Annotated in this window: 12 protein-coding genes and 1 pseudogene; 9 read left to right on the forward strand and 4 right to left on the reverse strand. The window is 46.9% G+C overall.

Annotation, left to right across the window (positions count from 1 at the left end; translation table 11 throughout):
• Positions 1 to 136: 136 nt before the first annotated feature.
• On the forward strand, positions 137 to 1,027 hold the full coding sequence (locus QOS01_RS01395) for a GRP family sugar transporter (protein WP_283620763.1): 891 nt from the start codon (positions 137 to 139) through the stop codon (positions 1,025 to 1,027).
• A gap of 96 nt (positions 1,028 to 1,123) precedes the next feature.
• Here the strand turns inward: QOS01_RS01395 and QOS01_RS01400 are convergent.
• Positions 1,124 to 1,737, reverse strand: a pseudogene (locus QOS01_RS01400) (sugar O-acetyltransferase).
• Between the two features lie 141 nt (positions 1,738 to 1,878).
• Here QOS01_RS01400 and QOS01_RS01405 point away from each other — a divergent pair.
• Both QOS01_RS01405 and QOS01_RS01410 read left to right on the forward strand, forming a co-directional pair.
• Positions 1,879 to 3,237: a glucose-6-phosphate isomerase gene (locus QOS01_RS01405; RefSeq protein ID WP_283620764.1), complete on the forward strand. Its 1,359-nt coding sequence runs from the start codon at positions 1,879 to 1,881 to the stop codon at positions 3,235 to 3,237.
• Positions 3,238 to 3,540: 303 nt separating this feature from the next.
• The gene (locus tag QOS01_RS01410; RefSeq protein WP_283620765.1) at positions 3,541 to 4,719 is read left to right on the forward strand and encodes an ROK family protein; all 1,179 of its coding nucleotides are present in this window, start codon (positions 3,541 to 3,543) and stop codon (positions 4,717 to 4,719) included.
• A 70-nt stretch (positions 4,720 to 4,789) separates the two neighbouring features.
• Here QOS01_RS01410 and QOS01_RS01415 read toward each other — a convergent pair whose 3' ends face one another.
• Positions 4,790 to 5,959 (reverse strand): ROK family transcriptional regulator, encoded by a 1,170-nt coding sequence (locus QOS01_RS01415; RefSeq protein ID WP_283620766.1) that lies wholly within the window; start codon positions 5,957 to 5,959, stop codon positions 4,790 to 4,792.
• A gap of 80 nt (positions 5,960 to 6,039) precedes the next feature.
• Positions 6,040 to 8,328: an alpha-xylosidase gene (gene yicI, locus QOS01_RS01420; protein ID WP_283620767.1), complete on the reverse strand. Its 2,289-nt coding sequence runs from the start codon at positions 8,326 to 8,328 to the stop codon at positions 6,040 to 6,042.
• Positions 8,329 to 8,609: 281 nt separating this feature from the next.
• Between yicI and QOS01_RS01425 the strand changes: the two genes are divergently transcribed.
• From QOS01_RS01425 to QOS01_RS01440, 4 genes are all read left to right on the forward strand, one after another.
• Complete coding sequence (locus QOS01_RS01425) at positions 8,610 to 9,998, forward strand: MFS transporter (RefSeq protein ID WP_283620768.1); 1,389 nt, start codon at positions 8,610 to 8,612, stop codon at positions 9,996 to 9,998.
• A 91-nt stretch (positions 9,999 to 10,089) separates the two neighbouring features.
• Positions 10,090 to 10,989, forward strand: coding sequence for an ROK family protein (locus QOS01_RS01430; RefSeq protein WP_283620769.1), 900 nt, complete (start codon positions 10,090 to 10,092; stop codon positions 10,987 to 10,989).
• Between the two features lie 13 nt (positions 10,990 to 11,002).
• Positions 11,003 to 12,478 carry a glycoside hydrolase family 1 protein gene (locus QOS01_RS01435; RefSeq protein ID WP_283620770.1) on the forward strand — a complete coding sequence of 492 codons (1,476 nt, stop codon included), beginning with the start codon at positions 11,003 to 11,005 and terminating at the stop codon, positions 12,476 to 12,478.
• 1 nt (position 12,479) lies between these two features.
• Positions 12,480 to 13,955, forward strand: coding sequence for a glycoside hydrolase family 1 protein (locus QOS01_RS01440; protein WP_283620771.1), 1,476 nt, complete (start codon positions 12,480 to 12,482; stop codon positions 13,953 to 13,955).
• Between the two features lie 151 nt (positions 13,956 to 14,106).
• Here the strand turns inward: QOS01_RS01440 and QOS01_RS01445 are convergent, their stop codons facing one another.
• A complete protein-coding gene (locus tag QOS01_RS01445) occupies positions 14,107 to 15,474 on the reverse strand; it encodes a sugar porter family MFS transporter (RefSeq protein WP_283620772.1) in 1,368 nt (455 codons plus the stop codon).
• A gap of 293 nt (positions 15,475 to 15,767) precedes the next feature.
• On the opposite strand from QOS01_RS01445, the gene QOS01_RS01450 reads away from it, so the two are divergent.
• Together QOS01_RS01450 and QOS01_RS01455 are read left to right on the forward strand one after the other, a co-directional pair.
• Positions 15,768 to 16,679, forward strand: coding sequence for an AraC family transcriptional regulator (locus QOS01_RS01450; protein WP_283620773.1), 912 nt, complete (start codon positions 15,768 to 15,770; stop codon positions 16,677 to 16,679).
• Between the two features lie 196 nt (positions 16,680 to 16,875).
• Complete coding sequence (locus QOS01_RS01455) at positions 16,876 to 18,342, forward strand: MFS transporter (RefSeq protein ID WP_283620774.1); 1,467 nt, start codon at positions 16,876 to 16,878, stop codon at positions 18,340 to 18,342.
• Positions 18,343 to 18,369 lie beyond the last annotated feature (27 nt).

Consider the following 18,369-nt stretch of genomic DNA (forward strand, 5'->3'; position numbering starts at 1 on the left):
CCAATTTTTTATAAAGCACTTACTTATTAATAGTACCAACCGGTTAACATGGTAGACCAAAAAAATAGGGGTTGTGCAAGCGTTTCCAGTATGATAAATTATCTCTTTGTAGATTGATTGATAGGAGAGAATTGTTATGTTTCTAAGCTATTTACTCGCATTGGTCCCGGCCGTTGGTTGGGGGATCATGCCATTAATTACTGGGAAGGTCGGCGGTTCCACCGTCAACCAGACATTTGGAATTGGGGCCGGTGCCACCATTATTGGCTTGCTGGCCTTTGCGATTGCTCACTTGACGGGGAACCCGGACGCAGTGATCGTTAGTGCCCGTGGCTTTTGGATTTCCGTCCTCTGTGGGGCCCTGTGGTCGACTGGTCAAATTGGTCAGTTCGTTTCCTTTAAGCGGATGGGGGTTTCAAACACCATCCCGCTTTCCACGGTGTTCCAGTTGATTGGTAATTCCCTGATTGGGGTAATTATCTTTGGTGAATGGCACAGTTCCACTGCCCGCCTGATTGGTTTTGGGGCCCTGGTAATTGTTATCATTGGTGCCTTGATGACGTCCGTAACCGACCAAAGTAGCGGGAAAAAGATTACCATTCAAAACTTCTTCTTCCTGCTGATTACGACCTTTGGTTACTGGGTTTACTCCGCCTTTCCTAAGATTCCATGGTTGGCAAACGAAAAGTCACTGGGGATCTTCCTTCCGGAAATGCTGGGTATCCTGTTAGGGTCCGTTATTTACACCATTGCTTCTGGAAACATTTCCGCTTTTAAGCAGCGTGAACAATACCTCAACATCTTTGGGGGCCTTTCTTGGGGTGTTGCTGCCCTGGCATACATTTTTGCAGGACGGGCCTTCGGGGTCAACGTTGCCTTTGTTTTCACCCAGTTAAACGTGGTGATTGCAACAATCGGTGGGGTCTTCGTTCTGCATGAACAAAAGACCCATCGTGAAATGGGCTTTACGATTGCCGGGATCGTCTTCATCGTTGCCGGTAGTATCTTAACCGCATTTGCCCACTAAAGAACACGCTATAATGTAAAGTTAATCTGTAGCGGATAATATTTGTAAACAAAAACGAGGATGAGAAGCTATCGCTTTCCCATCCTCGTTTTTCCATTAGTAAGGATAATTCTTCATCCGGTCGGCCGCGGTAATCTGCCGCACGGCCTTTGCAGGGACCCCGAGAACCAAGGAGTTGGCCGGCATGTCGTGGGTAACTACCGCCCCGGCGCCAATTACGCAACCGTCACAATTGTCACTCCTGGGCAAACGGTAACGTTGGAAGCAAGCCAGCAGTTGTTGCCAATTGTCACCGGCTTACCGAATTCGATATCGGTAACCTGGCCATTGTCCTGCTTGCGGATGTTGCGTTGTGAGTAGGGCAGGGGGTGCATGGCGGTGACGATGGAAACGTTTGGTCCACACATGACGTTATCGCCGATTTTAACCGGGCAGGTATCAAGGATTGTCAGGTTGAAGTTAGCATAAAAGTTTTTACCGAGGGTGGTAAAGCGGCCGTAGTCGACGTGAATGGGGCCCTGCAAAAAGACGCCTTCCTGGTGGTCAGGAAAGAGGCGGTCCATAATCACGTGGCGTTCCACCGTGTCCTCATCGGCGGTCAGGTTGTAGTCCCGGCAGAGACGGTGGGCAAGTTGCGCAAACTGGTTTAGCTCGGCAGTGTCCGGGCAGTAGGGCTTGCCCGCGAGCATATCTTTAGTATTTTGTTCCATTAAAAATCACTCCTTTGATAATTCTATTATCACAAATAATGTAAACGCTTGCAACAAGTGTTCAAAGGATTGAAACCGGCTTCGTAATTCGCTATTATTTAGTGGTGAAGTATTTTTTAATTTAAGAAAGAGGCTCTGAAAATGACAACAGTAAAATTTGACAGTAGTGCCTTAAAACAATTTGTTCACGACAACGAATTAGGTGAAATGCAGGCAATGGTCAACGCTGCTAACGACGAACTCCGCAACGGGACCGGCGCTGGAGCGGACTTCCGTGACTGGCTCCACTTGCCAACCGAATACGACAAGGACGAATTCGCCCGGATCAAGGCCGCAGCCAAGAAGATCCAATCTGACTCCGACATCTTAGTCGTCATCGGAATCGGGGGTTCCTACCTCGGTGCCCAAATGGCTATCGACTTCTTGCACAACACCTTCTACCAGGCCCAAAGCGCCAAGGACCGCAAGTACCCACTGGTAATCTTTGCCGGTAACTCCCTGAGCTCTACCTACGTTCACGACCTCTTACAGCTGATCGGCGACAAGGACTTCTCCGTCAACGTTGTTTCCAAGTCTGGGACAACCACGGAACCATCAATCGCCTTCCGGATCTTCAAGAAGAAGCTGATTGAAAAGTACGGCCTGGAAGAAGCTAACAAGCGGATCTACGCTACGACCGATAAGGCCAAGGGTGCTTTGAAGACCGAAGCTGACGCTAACGGCTACGAATCATTCGTCATTCCGGACGGCGTCGGTGGTCGTTACTCCGTCCTTTGCCCAGTTGGTCTCCTGCCAATTGCCGCATCTGGTGCCGACATTGATAAGCTGATGGAAGGGGCTGCCCAAGCCGAAAAGGACTACGTTGACCCTGACCTGACCAAGAACGAGGCTTACCAATACGCTGCTTACCGGAACATCCTCTACCGGAAGGGGTACGAAACCGAGCTTCTCGAAAACTACGAACCAAACATGCGGATGTTTGCCGAATGGTGGAAGCAATTAGCCGGTGAATCCGAAGGTAAGGACCAGAAGGGAATCTACCCATCCAGCGCCAACTTCACCACCGACCTCCACTCCCTGGGTCAATACATCCAAGAAGGTCGCCGCTTCTTGATGGAAACCGTTGTTAAGTTGGACAAGCCAAACTTCGACGTTGAAATTCCTAGTGAAGACGACAACCTGGACGGCCTGAAGTACCTGGAAGGCAAGACAATGGACTTCGCCAACACCAAGGCCTACGAAGCTGTGGTCGCTGCCCACACCGCTGGTGGTGTTCCGGTAATGACGGTCCACATTCCAGAAGAAAATGAATACACCCTCGGTTACCTGATCTACTTCTTTGAGGTGGCCATGGGTATCTCCGGTTACCTGAACGGGATTAACCCATTCAACCAACCCGGGGTTGAGGCTTACAAGACCAACATGTTTGGCTTGCTGGGCAAGCCCGGCTACGAAGAAGTCGGTAAGAAATTACGGGCAGAAATGGAAAAGAACGAATAAGATTGATTGAGGCGGTGAAACGCCTCTTTTTTAATTATGGGAAAAAACGAAATCATTAAAAACCGTCAGATAATCCAACGACGGTTAGTGGCCTGGATTGTCTTAACCATCTGCTTTCAAATCATTGCCGCAATCACCTCCTGGTTAATTGTACAAATTATTGCCTGGCTATCAGCGGGGTACTGCGTCATTTTAATCATCCTCTATTGCTATTTGGAGTGGCGACTGCTTCATTTGCAGTGATTAGCCACGTGTTATAATAGATTTAATGGATTAATCTAGGTAGAGTTAGGAAAGTATTATATGACAATTGATCACCGTAATTTATCACGAATTTACAACCGCAAACTAGTTTTACAACAGCTTTTTAACAATAAGGAGACCTCCCGAGCAGAGATTGCCCGCCAATTACACCTAAACAAGTCGACAGTTTCCTCAATCTATAGTGAACTGGATGATGAGGGCTTTATTGAAGAAGTCCGCCAGGGGGAATCGACCAGCAATGGTGGCCGGAAGCCGCACCTGGTTCGGTTAAATCACAACTATGGCTTTGTTGCCAGCTTTAGTATTGGGACATCATACATGGCCTCCATGTTCAACTACACGAACGGGGAGATCATCCAGTATAACCGTCAGCCAATCGAGCAGTTTGATATTCTGAACATCATGCAAATGATTAAGAAGGAAATCAAAAAGATGCAAAAAGTTGACCAGACGGGACATGGCCTTCTGGCAATTGGCTTTTCTATCCACGGGATTGTTTACCAAAACAAGGTCCTAGATTCGCCATTCCTGGAACTGGACGGGATTGACTTGCAAGAATACTTCGAGAAGGAATTCGCGGTCCCGGTTGTCCTGGAAAACGAGGCCAACCTAGCCGCCGTCTTTGAGAAGGACTACTATGCGGCCGACAATATTTCTGACCTGATTACCATTAGTATCCACCGGGGAATTGGGGTCGGTGTTATCGCCAACGGTAGCCTGTACCGGGGAAACCGGGGAATGGCTGGTGAAATTGGCCGGACCTTGATGAATGACCATGCTGGTAATGGTCATAAGTTAGTGAAAGTCGAATCACTCTGTTCAGAGGATGCCATTATTAACCAGGTCAAGGAGGTCAAGGGCCTCAAGGAAATCGACAGCGACCAGCTTGTTAAACTTTACCACTACGATAGTCAGGTGCTGCGTATCTTTGACCATGCGATGGAACTGATTGCGGAAGCCTCATACAACGCCATCGTGTCCTTTGGCCCGCAAGAAGTTTACTTTAACTCCACCTTGTTTGAAGATATTCCGGAACTGTTTAAACAGGTTCAGAAAAAGCTCATTGAGATGGGGGCCTTTTCACCAATCAAAATGATTAAGGGCGCCCGGATGGCCTCGCTTTTGGGGGCCAGTTCGTTGGCAATTCATCAAGCGCTGGATCTAGAAGATTTCCAGTTGAAGCTTCAATGGCCAAACGAAGTCGAAAATATTGACTAATAGTAAAGTAAAGGACCCAAAGCCCTCGGAAATTTCCCGGAGAGATAAGGGTCCGTTTCTTTTGTTTAGGTTAACCGACTGAAGTTGTCCATTTAAAGTCTAGGTCCCGATCAGGTAGTCCAATTACTTGGCGAATGATCATTGCGGCTGCGCCTAGGAGAGAAACATAACGGGAGCCGCTTATGACTGAAACAGGAATAGTAACCGCGTGTTGCTGAGCAGTATTTTTAATTTTTGTGATAAGCTGAGGAATGAGCTCAATCAATGGGGAATTGATGAATATTTCTTCCGGCCCGTACAGCATCTGCAAATCAAACAACAGTTGACCTGTGACTTCCGCAAAAGAAGTTATAACACGGTCAACCTTAGGTCCGCCCGTAGCAACCACCCGTTTTAAAGTCGAGTAGTCTGCGTGTGGGTTAATACCAGCGGCTTTAGTGATTTCTGCCTGAAGATGGTCAACAGACAAGTAGTCACCAATCTCTTGAAATTGCCCCGTCAAATTAGGTACCTTGACGCTTCCTAACTCACCGGTTTTTCCCTGAAAGCCACTGAAGAGGTGGTGGTTGGCAACTACTCCGATCCCAGGACCCCGGTGGATGCTTAAAACAATAAAGTTAGCTGGACTGACATGGCGGGCATAATCACGTTCGTAAATGGCGGTCAGGTTAGCCTCATTTCCGACAATAACGGGAACGTGGTAGTGGTTGGTAAAATACTGTTGGAAGTCGATTCCATTCATAGGGTAATAAGGTGAATGGGTAACTTTGTTGTGGTCGACGATTGCGTGGATCGATATACTGATGCCAAGCAAACCGTGTGTCGTATCGTGTCGACTAGCTGCCTTGTGAAGCTGACGATTAATCAGTTCCATGACAGTAATAATATCTTGACCACAGGTATCGAAGCGCTGAAAACTGATTTCTTTGCCGTTTACGTAAAGAAACATTGTATAGAGGTGGGCATAGGTAATATTGAAGCAGGCAACATAACCGTAGTGTCCATTGAAAGTGTACAGTTCGGGCTTCCGACCACCTACAGTAGTTGACTTTCCATGGCCCAGGTGGTGGATGTAACCCTGAGTGTCAAGTTCATCGAACAAAGAGGAAATTGTCGACCGGTGAAGACCCGTGTACCGAGCAATATCTGCCCGCGAAATCGCCTGGTGGTTAAACAGTTGCTGCTTAACAGCGCTAAGGTTAATACGACGGGTAGGACTGTGATTGATTAAATAATCCATAATGATTCCTTTCAAAGTAAGGAGCTGGGAAAATTTTGCTTTTCCCAGCTCCTTAGTTGTTTTTAAACGTGATGACTATATCATAATTGAACGGTCTGGTGAGCATCAGTCAGTTTGAATTCCTTGACCTCATCATTAACGTGGACGTATAAGGTCGGCAATTTCTTCAGAGCACTGACGTTAACGGTTAGTTTGTTATCCTTAATGGTAACCGTAATTTCACCCTGGTGGTTCCCTTCCTCATCAACCAATGGCTGGCTATGCTGACCAGCGGTTGGTTGGTAAACATGGAGAGCAGAGGCAGCTAGGTAATCATACTTAGCGTGCTCGGCGTTTGGTTCTTCAAGGAGGATGGCGTTTTGCCGCGCCAGAAGTGGCAGAGTCATATAGTCAAAATGTTCTTTAAACCATTGGCCATGAGCGACGTCATATGACTTGTTGGTCAAAATATTTGTCCATTTACCAGCAGGGAGATAGTAATTACCTTCGCTGCGGTCGTTGAAGATTGGAGCGACTAACAGCTGAGAACCCAACATGTATTGAGAGCCCAGTGGGGCAGCAGACTCATCACTAGGGAATTCTACAAACATTGGCCGCATCATCGGGAAGCCATTCTCGTGGGTCTCAACAGCTTGTTCGAAGAGGTATGGCATTAAAGCCAGCTTGTTCTTGACGAACTTTCTGGAAACTGCAACTGCCTCATCCCCGTAATGCCATGGTACCCGGTATTCAGAACTACCATGATAACGACTATGAGTAGAGAGTAAGCCAAACTGGGTCCACCGCTTGTAAAGATCTGTTGGGCAATGGTCATTAAAACCGCCGATGTCATGACTCCAGAAGCCAAAGCCGGAGCTCATGAAGGACAGGCCTCCACGAAGGGAAGCGGCCATAGAGGTGTAACGTGAATCGCTATCGCCACCCCAGTTAACCGGGAACTGTTGAGTGCCAACGGTTGCGGAACGAGCAAAGACTACGGCTTCTTTTTCACCCTTAACTTCTTTAATAGCATTAAAGACGGTCTGATTGTAAAGGAAGGTGTAGTAGTTGTGCATCCGCTTTGGGTCAGCACCATTGTAGTAGACCGCGTCCTTAACCGGAATTCGTTCGCCGAAGTCGGTCTTGAAGGCATCAACACCCATATTGAGAAGGTCCTTAAGGTAGCCTTGATACCACTTGACTGCGGCTGGATTCGTAAAGTCTACGAAGGCGTTACCAGCTTGCCAGCGGTCCCACTGCCATGGATTACCGTCTGGTTGCTTGATTAAGTAGCCCTTATTCCGGGCCTCCATAAAGAGGCGGGATTTCTGGCCGATGTATGGGTTGAGCCAGACACAAACCTTGACGCCACGGTCATGAATCTTCTTTATCAGGCCAGCAGGATCTGGGAACATATCCTTATCCCATTCAAAACTGGTCCATTCAAAGCCCTTCATCCAGAAGCAGTCGAAGTGGAAGACATCTAATGGGATGTTATTTTCTTTCATCTTATCGATGATGTTGAGAACCGTCTTTTCACTGTAATCAGTCGTGAAGGAGGTTGTTAACCAGAGGCCAAATGACCAGGCAGGTGGTAGGGCCGGCTTGCCGGTCAGACTGGTGTAGTTGACAAGGACATCCTTCGGGGTTGGTCCATAGATAATATAGTACTGGATACTTTCGCCTTCGACGCTAAATTGGACCTTGTCGTTATATTCAGAGGCCACTTCGAATGATACTGTTTCGGGTTCATCAACAAAGACGCCATAGCCATGGTTAGTAATGTAGAAGGGGATGTTTTTGTAGGTTTGTTGGCTTCCAGTACCCCCATCCTTGTTAACAATTTCCACATTTTGTCCACTCTTAACAAAGTGGGAGAACCGCTCACCGAGTCCGTAGACATTTTCACCAACATCGAGGTCCAATGCTTCGCGCATATAGTGTTTACCAGTGTCACGATCGGTAATTTCAGCCTGCATCCCTGGCTCGGAAGTGGTGAGAAGCTTGTCTGCCCCTTTGAACTGCATCTTAAACGGCTGCTTGCCTAGGGGAATCGTTACAGAAAGATCACCAGTTTTGAGGGTGAAATGATCATCTTTTACTATATCAGCGTCCATCGTAACTTGTTGGTCATTGATGTGGAAACTTGGCTTAAGTGGAAATTGAGCAAAGTGAGTTAACTTTACCCCTAATACATTCTTCAACGGGGAAGTAAAGTTAATGGTGGTTGCCCCAATGTCAGTCGTCTGGTCACGACGGTCGGCGGGATGATATGGAACAAATACTTCGGCCTTCTTGTGGTCTGCGCTGATACTGTAATCATATACTTGTGCGGGTGAATTAATATCAAAATTTTCTTTGGTCAGCCATAAACCGTTAGTAAATTTCATATTGTGCCTCCTGTAAGTTTGTCTATTACATAAACAATCCTAAATACGCCCTGATTGTATATCGCAAAGTAAGCGCTGTCAACAGTACGAAAAGGTGGAATTTACCTTTATTTTGACATTATATGTAGACAAAAACGCTAAATTTGAATTATAAAACTAATTTCTGGAAACGCTTGCAAAATGATTTTAATGGGTCTACACTGTGTTTGTTTGGGAGGACAACAAACCTGGGATTGTCCAAATTGTTCTTGATTTTGGAATTATTTATCGAGGTGCTATTTATGGATAAGGCTTCAGAAAAGCAAACAAAGATGCCTAACCTGGTTCATTGGCCAGAACGAATCAGTTACGCAGCAACTGACTTTGCCTGCAATTTGTCATTTGGTTTAATTTCTAACTTCCTGATGTTCTTCTACACTGATGCGTTTGGAATCTCAGCTGCGGCCGTCGGGACTTTGTTCCTGGTCGCACGGTTGGTTGATGCGGTCGATGGTCCCTTCTGGGGGATTATGATTGATCACACCCACACTCGGTGGGGGAAGTCACGGCCATACTGGTTATGGTTCGCCATCCCGTACTCCATCTTCTGTGTCCTGGTATTTTCCACGCCACATATGAGTTTGGAAGGTAAGATTATTTGGGCCTACGTCACCTATATTGGCGTCGATGTTCTGTACTCATCAGTCAACATTCCAATTACGTCGATTCTGCCTAACCTGACCAACAACCCGAACGAGCGGGTAACCTTAAGCACGATTCGGCAGTTCTTCGGTACTGCTGGTGGGACCCTGGTTTCCGTCTTGGCACTGCCAATGGTAAATGCCTTTGGTCATGGTAACGAGCAAAAAGGGTTCTTCATTACTAGTATTATCCTGGCCATTGTCGGCTGTGTTCTATTGCTTAATGCCTTTGCCAACACCCGTGAACGGATTCAGACGAAGGAATCTAAGCAGGCATTGCCAATCAAGACTTCCTTAAAGGCCTTGAAGCACAACTGGCCATGGGCGGTCATCATCTTCATCAACTTTATCTACTGGATGGGGATGCAAACCCGGAATCAAGTCACTGTTTATTTCTTCAAATATAATATGAATGCCGCTTGGCTGACCTCAATCATGCTGGGGTTGCAACTGTTCGCACTGATCACGGTTGCCATCACTCCATGGTGCTCAAAGAAGTTTGGCAAGCGTAACACGATGCTCTCCGGGATGCTAATTGCTATCATCGGCCAATTCGTTATGTGGATTGGTGCAAAGACTGCTAGCGTACCTGTCATCATTGCCGCTAACATTATTGTTAACCTAGGGACCGGTTTGGTATCTGGTTTGATTGCCGTTATGCTGGCCGATGCCGTTGACTATGGTGAATGGAAAAATGGTGTTCGGGCCGAAGGAATTGTTACCTCGTTCTCATCCTTCTCCGCTAAGTTTGGAATGGGAATCGGTGGTGCGGTCACCGGTTGGATCCTTAGCATGGGTGGCTACGTTGCCAACCACGCTCAGACCGCTTCCTCACTAAACGCCATTACAATTAACTATGTATGGGTACCAATGGTTGGCTTTGCCCTTTCTGCTATCGCTTTAATCTTCTACAAGGTTGACTCCTTCGAAGGTAAGATGCAGGCCGACTTACGGGCAAAGCACGCACGTGAAAATGCAGAAAACAAGTAATACTTAAGCTTGAACGGGGCTGGGAAAAATGAGAGTTCTTCCCGGCCCCGTTCCAGTCTGACAAGAATCGTGATATAGAATGGAGAAAAATATGCGAAAAAATTATTTAAGTATCGATGTTGGCGGGACCGACATCAAATACGGAATACTTGACCGGGCCGGAAACCTGATAACCCATGATAAACTCGAAACTCCTCAAGATGGGGTAGGACCTTTCCTGGAAACCATTGATCAGATTATTAGAAGATACGTTGATCAAATCCGCGGTGTTGCATTTAGCATCCCCGGAACGGTTATTCCTGCTACTGGTGAAGTCAAAGTTGGGGGTGCATTACCTTACCTTGATGGCCTAAATTTGGTTGACCATGTTCACCAAGAGATAGATGACCAGCTCATTGTTGCTGTGGAAAATGATGGGAAGGCCGCAGCTTTGGCCGAACTATGGCTAGGTAACCTCCATAATATTAAGAATGGTGCAGCAATTGTTCTCGGTACCGGCGTTGGTGGGGGAATCATCATCGACGGTCACTTATACCGGGGGATGCACTACCAGGCGGGTGAGCTGAGTTTTATTCCCTTCAAAAATGGCAAGGATAAGTACGGGGTTGAGGGCTCAGCTGTCCGAATGATCAATAAAATCGCTAAGCACTACAATTTCAATAACATTAATGACGGGCCTGCTGTTTTTGAACAGATTAACTGCCGCGACCACTATGCCTACAAGATATTTAAAAAGTATTGCTGGCGGATTGCCAATATGATTTTAAGCATTCAAGCCGTTGTTGACCTTGATCGTTACGTGATTGGTGGGGGGATCAGTGCCCAGCCAATTGTCGCTGATACGATCCGTACGGAGTACGAAAAGCTGGTTGAACAGGTGGACCTAGCAGGTATCCGGCGCCCCACAATCATGAAGGCCTATTTTGAAAATGACGCGAACCTGTATGGTGGAGTATACAACCTCTTGCTAGAGGTTAATAATGAGATATAAAGGAGGGAGCTAAATGTATGCAACGGACTACCCGCAAGGCTTTCCTGCAGGATTTATGTGGGGTGGTGCCAGTGCAGCAACCCAAATTGAAGGTGCCTGGAACATTGATGGTAAGGGACTGTCAGGCGCTGAATGCATTGTTGGTGGGGGCCAACACAATTCTACCCAAGATAATGTAACGAAAGCGGCACTAGAAAAGGCAATTGCCGACCAGTCAACCCAACGCTATCCTAAACGTCATGGAAATGATTTTTACCACCACTATAAGGAAGATATCAAGTTGATGGCGGAGATGGGCTTTAAAGCTTATCGTCTTTCCATTTCCTGGTCGCGGATTTTCCCCCATGGAGATGATCCAGTTCCTAACGAGCAGGGCCTTAAATTCTACGATCGCGTTTTTGCTGAGCTCCACCGTTATGAAATCGAACCGGTAGTAACATTATTTCACTATGATACTCCTGCTGCTCTAACTCTAAAATATAATGGTTGGGCGGACCGGCGGATTATTAAGGCTGCCAAACGCTATACTCAGACAGTCTTAAAGCGCTATGCAAACCAGGTTAAGTACTGGATGACTTTTAATGAAATTAATACAGGAACGACAGGCTTTCATGCAACTGGTGCAATTGACAACGATTATTCGCCTGCCGCTCGGCTCCAGTTGCGCTATCAGGCCCTACACCACCAATTCGTAGCCGGGGCAATTGCTACTAAACAGCTGCGGGCAATTAATCCTAGAGCTAAGATGGGTTGTATGATTGGTCGAGACCAAACTTACCCTGCGACGTCCAATCCCGCAGACGTTGTACTGGCCCAGCAGGAGGACCGGTTGAACCTCTTTTACCCGGATGTCCAGATTCGTGGGGAGTACCCGACTTATATGAATCGCTATTTCGCTAACCATCATATTCACATTCAAATGGCTGCAGGCGATCAGGAGTTGCTAAGAGATTATCATGCCGATTACCTGAGCTTTAGTTATTACACCTCCCGGGTTTCCAACAGTCGTCCGCTTGCTGATGACAAGAAAATTACGGTAAATATGGCTCGCGGCTTTAATAATCCCTATTTGAAAGGAACACCGTGGGGCTGGCTAATTGATCCGCGTGGCTTACGGGTCACACTAAATGAATTTTGGGACCGGTACCGAGTACCTCTATTTATTGTGGAGAATGGTCTTGGAGCGGTTGATCAATTAACCGCAACAATGCAAGTCCATGATGACTACCGAATTGCCTATTTAAGAGATCACATTGAACAGATGAAGGAGGCTGTTAGTGATGGGGTTAAGCTAATCGGTTACCTGATGTGGTCACCAATCGACCTGGTTTCGTTTTCGACGTCCGAGATGAGTAAACGTTATGGACTTGTATATGTCGACCTTGATGATGATGGTCGGGGTACTTATAAGCGAATTCGTAAGGACTCGTTTTTCTGGTACCAGCGCGTAATCAAAACAAATGGAGAAGAATTAGAGGAGGAAAACTAATATGTACGCAACTGATTATCCACATGGATTTAAGAACGGCTTCCTTTGGGGCGGGGCAACTGCTGCCAGCCAGATTGAGGGAGCCTGGAACATTGACGGTAAGAAGCTATCTGGAGCCGAGTGTATCCGGGGCGCAAAGGAGGGGGAGACCCACTCAACGCTTGATGAGGCAACCCGGCAAAGCATTGAGGAGGCAGTCAACAGTGATTCGGACCGCGACTATCCCAAGCGCCACGGGAACGACTTTTATCACCGTTACCCGGAAGACATCAAGCTCCTCGCCGAGATGGGGTTCAAGGCCTTCCGCATTTCCATTGCCTGGTCACGGATCTTCCCGAATGGGGACGAGCTGACCCCAAACGAGAAGGGGCTCGCCTTTTACGACCGGGTCTTCGACGAAATGCACAAGTATGGCATTGAGCCGGTTGTAACCCTATCCCACTATGAGATGCCCGTTGGTCTCACCCTAAAGTACAATGGTTGGGCCAGCCGGGAGGCAATTACCGACTTCACGCGTTATACAGCCACTGTCTTTAAGCGCTACAAGGGTAAGGTTAAATACTGGATGACCTTCAACGAGATCAATACCGGCACCACTGGCTTCCACGCCACCGGAGCCCTTGAAGATGGGTTAAAAACCACTGATGAGAAGCTCCAGTTGCGTTATCAGGCCCTCCATCACCAATTTGTAGCGAGCGCACTAGCAACCAAGCAGCTCCACGAAATTATTCCGGGGGCTAAGATGGGCTGCATGCTGGCCCGGATGCAAACCTATCCGGCAACCTGTAACCCCGCTGACGTGATCATGGCCCAAAAGGTGGACCAGCTCAACCTCTTCTTCACCGACGTTCAGGTGCGGGGAGAATATCCGGAATACATGAATCGCTACTTCGGTGAACACCATATTGTCATTAAGATGCTGGCTGGTGATCAGGAGCTGCTGAAGAGGTACCCAGTTGACTACCTCAGCCTGAGTTACTACATGTCGAGTGCAACGGCTGCCAAGGCAGGTCATGACGCGACAGCAGAGGCTACTGGTAACCAGTACGCAGTGCGGAACAAGTACCTAAAGCAGACACCGTGGGGATGGCAAATCGATCCCCAGGGTCTGCGGGTGGCCCTAAACACCCTCTGGGACCGTTACCGGGTACCATTGTTTGTCGTGGAAAACGGCATGGGCACCTATGATAAGTTTAGTGATGATGGCAAAATTCATGATTCATACCGGGTCGACTACCTGCGGGCCCACATCGAACAGATGAAGGAGGCCGTTAAGGATGGGGTTGACCTGATGGGCTACCTGACCTGGGCACCAATTGATCTAGTTTCCTTCTCCACCTCCCAGATGAGCAAGCGGTACGGCTTCGTCTATGTTGACTTGGACGACAATGGCCAGGGGACCCTGAAGCGGACGCCGAAGGATTCATTCTACTGGTATAAGAAGGTTATTGCCACTAATGGTGAAGACCTCAAATAGTAAAGGATAAGAAAAGATAAATCGACCGCTAGTATTCGGCAAGCCCGGGTACTAGCGGTCGATTTGTGTATATAATTCCTGGAAGGGATAGGTATAAAAAAGCACCGCCATTCATAAGAATGCAGGTGCTTTACTTATTATCGAATTGAATTTAGTTATTAGCCTTTTGCCGCTTAGCAGCTTGGTCACGCAGCCATTGTTCGATACTTTCCAGGGACTTACCTTGGGTTTCGAAGACCTTGGAGTGGACGAACCAGATGGCCAACAGGCAGAAGACACCGTAACCGATGAACAGGGTCCCCTTACCAAAGGCACTTAATAGTGGTGGGAAGGTTAGGGAAACGATCATGTTAGCAGTCCAGTTAACACCGGCGGAGAAGGAATTACCTAAACCACGGATGTTCAGTGGGAACATTTCACCAATCATTGTCCACATGATTGGGCCCCAAGTACCAGAGAATGATGCGATGTAAACAACCATTGAAAGAACGGCAACGTCAGCAGCAAACTTGGACTCGGAGGAGTGCATCAGTCCCCAGCACATGATGAACAGGGTGATGGCCATTAACCAACCACCGACGATTAGCATCTTACGACGGCTGACCCGGTTCATTAACCAGATACCGATAACCGTAACGATAACGTTGAAGATCCCAATCCAGATGTGAGAGAGGAGAGCAAAGTGAACACCAAAACCAGCGTCAGTGAAGATAGTTGGCGCGTAGTAAAGCACGGTGTTACAACCCATGACTTGTTGGAAGATTGCCAGACCAACGGCAGCGACAAGTGCTGGGTGAACGATTGGGCCGAATAATTCGTTCCAACCACCAGACTTAATAGCAGCCTGCTTTTTAATGTCTTCGATATCACCATTAACAACTTGTTCGTCATTGCTGTTCATGGCCATCAGGACTTCACGAGCAACGCTTTCCTTATCGTTACGAACCAGGTAACGTGGTGATTCTGGCAGGATAATAGCACCGCAGAACAGGATAGCAGCTGGAATGGCGGCAAAACCGAGCATCCAACGCCAACCAGTGTAGAGACCTTGCAGCCAGAAGTTAAGCAGGTAAGCTAGCAGCAAACCTGTCATAACCATCAGCTGGAAAAGTCCAGACATCATCCCACGCTTAGCAACAGGTGCTAATTCGGCAAGGTAGGTTGGGATCAAGGCAGAGGCAGCACCAACGGCTAACCCTAAGATGATCCGGGTGATGATCAATGTCCAGAATTCCGGAGCTAATCCAGAACCGAGGGCCCCGATGAAGAATAGGATTGAAGTGAACATCAATAGCTTCCGCCGACCGTAGCGGTCAGAGAAAGGTCCAATTGTGATGGCACCGAGGATGGCACCAAGCAAGACGGCGGATACGACACAACCCTGTTGCCAGGAATTCAATGATAATTGCTTTTCGATAAAGAGGATGGCACCAGAAATTGAACCGGTATCGTAACCAAATAAGAGACCACCAAGGGCGGCGAAGAAGTATATCCACCCGGCAGAAAGTTTATGTTTCATAATTTTGATCTCCTTATATATCAAAACCAAATTAATAGACAGAAACAAGTTAGTTGTTTATGTATATGTTGGTTGTGATAACCAACCAACATCATAACAATAACATAATACCCTTAAAAAGAAAACCCTTTCATGATATATTAATAAACAAATCACAATCATAAAAAGGTAAATATATAATTGCGTTTCAGTCACAAAATGACAAATTAAGGTTACGAATAGAACTAACGAACGGGTAATTTAAATTGGATAATAGGAATGTAAGAGCTTTCAAGAAAATAGAGGTGACAGCGATGCAGAAATTTGTTTCGATTCCCACAATCGAGTCTGGCCTGTATATGTTTGGCGGTCATATGCATACTGTCAATGGTTCCTGGTCGTTTTTTGAGCAACGCCACCAGGTCTTTGAGCTGATGGTCGTAACTGATGGACACCAGATTACCGAGTTTCGTGACCAGGCCGCTGTTAATATGGGGCCGGGGGACGCCCTGATCATTTCTCCGGGGACTTACCATACCAACCGCAACGCCAGTGCCACGGCCAAGATGACGTACATGTGCCTGCACTTTGACTTTGAAGATACACAGATTCGTTCCCGGATGATTGGCCTGATTGCAAATAAACTCTTTAAGGCGGAGACCCCGTTTGCCCAGTTGTCGAATACTACTCTTAATAAGATTGTCGACCTTAGTCGGGATCGTGAGCACCAGAATGAATTCGACACCCAGGTTAACATTGAAATTGTTCTTCTTAAGTACCTCCGTGATTTAAATCAGCTGATGGGGGATGTCGATTACCGCCATGACATGCCTTATAGTAATAAGGAAGCCAAGATTGGTCGGGATATCGTGATGGCAATCGAGAACCGGGTCAACAATGATGACCGCAGCCCATCCTTTAATTTCAGCGACATCTGTAAGGAACTCGCCATTAGTAGTGGTTATGGCCACCGGGTGTTTAAAAAGGTGTACGGAATCACCCCGCTGCACTTCATTGACCGGGAGAAATACAAGAAGGCCCAGCGACTTTTGGAGTATTCAGGGAATTCGATTGAGGAGATTGCTTACATGGTGGGGGCCGCCAATATCTCCATCTTTAGTAAGCAGTTCAAGAAGTGGTCGGGCTATTCACCAAGCGAGTACCGGAAGCAGGTTAGTCATAAGCGCTCGGTCCGTTCCAAGAACAATGTCGGCTACTTCGAATAGAATTTAACAAGAATCAGCCCACATAATAGATCATAATTTGACAAATTTCTGTCAGGTTATGGTCTATTTTTATATTGTGAAACCGCATACAATAAAAAGCGTTGATGAAGTAGTTACTTCGTTCACACAACTAACTTACTTTTATGCTCTGTATTTATTATTTGTATTGTTTATTTTTAAGTAAGGGATGATTTTAATGGAAAAAGCACCTGCTGGAAAAGTAGATGAGTTCGCGAAATTATCATGGCGTGAACGTATTTGTTACGGTGCCGGGGACTTAGCACAAAACTTAATCTTCGGAACCATCGGATCGATGTTACTATTCTATTTGACAACGGTTTTTGGTATTTCTGCCGCTGCCGGGGCAACCATCTTCTTGATTGTCCGTTGGGTCAACGTTTTCTGGGACCCATGGGTAGGGACCGTTGTTGATAAGAGTCACTTCAAGCATGGTGGAAAGTACCGGCCATTTTTGATTTACTTTGGTATTCCACTGACAATCTGCTGTGCCTTAGTGTTCTTGCCAATTCAAGCTGTCCGGGGCAACGTTATTTACGCTTTCGTATCATACCTGGCAACGGCCTTGATTTACTCATTCGTTAACATTCCATACGGTTCTTTGAACGCATCATTGACCCGTGATAACGATGAAGTTTCTACTCTGACGACTGTCCGGATGACCGAAGCCAACATTGGTAACCTGCTGGTTTACACGTTCTTACCACTGTTCGTTCAATTGGCATCACCAGACAAGCAGTTGAAGGGGATCGGTCTGTTTGGCATCAAACTGAACTTAGGTAACTACGCTTCGCCACACGCTGCTGGTGCTTACTTCAAGGTCATGATTATCTACATGATCATTGGTTTCATTATGTTGCTCTGCACTTACTTCGGTGTTAAGGAACGGGTTCTGCCAACCGCCAAGGAAACCGCTTCTGTTAAGTTCTCTGACCTTTGGAACGAATTAATTGACAATAAGCCACTGCAAATCCTAGGCTGGTTCTTCCTGATTGGCTTTACCTTCATGTTCTTTGGAAACACCGTATGGCCGTTCTTCGTTCAATACAACATTGGTCACTCCGAATGGATGGCTTCAATTAACCTGATTGGTTCCATTCCAGGAATCTTCTTGGTATTCTTATGGCCAATCATCCGGAAGAAGATTGGTAAGAAGGGCTTCTTCTACCTCTTCTTAATTCTCTTCATCATCGGTCAACTGATTTTGTGGGTATGGTCATTCCCTGCCTTCAAGAACAGCATTGCCCTTGGTTATATCGGTCGTTTCATCATGCAATGGGGGATTACTGCTGCCACTGGTTACATGTGGTCCCTGGTTCCAGAAGTTATTTCCTACGGTGAATGGCACTCCAAGAAGCGGGTTGCCGGGATCATCAACTCCATCATGGGTCTGTTCTTCAAGATTGGGCTGGCCCTTGGGGGAATCATTCCGGGTTACATTAACGCCTTCTGCCACTTCAATGGTAATAACGCCACCCAACCAAAGTCTGCTTTGACTGGTATTTCGGTTTCCATGATTTGGATTCCAATTATCCTGGCCATTGTCGCAATGTGGATCATGAGCAAGTACCCACTGAGTGACCCAGAAGTTGACAAGATTAACCACGAAATTGAAGACAAGCGGAAGCAACAAGAAGATAAGTAGTTTTTGATGATAATATAGGAAGGAAGA

The organism is Limosilactobacillus avium, assembly GCF_947381485.1.
GTDB classification, from domain to species: domain Bacteria; phylum Bacillota; class Bacilli; order Lactobacillales; family Lactobacillaceae; genus Limosilactobacillus; species Limosilactobacillus avium.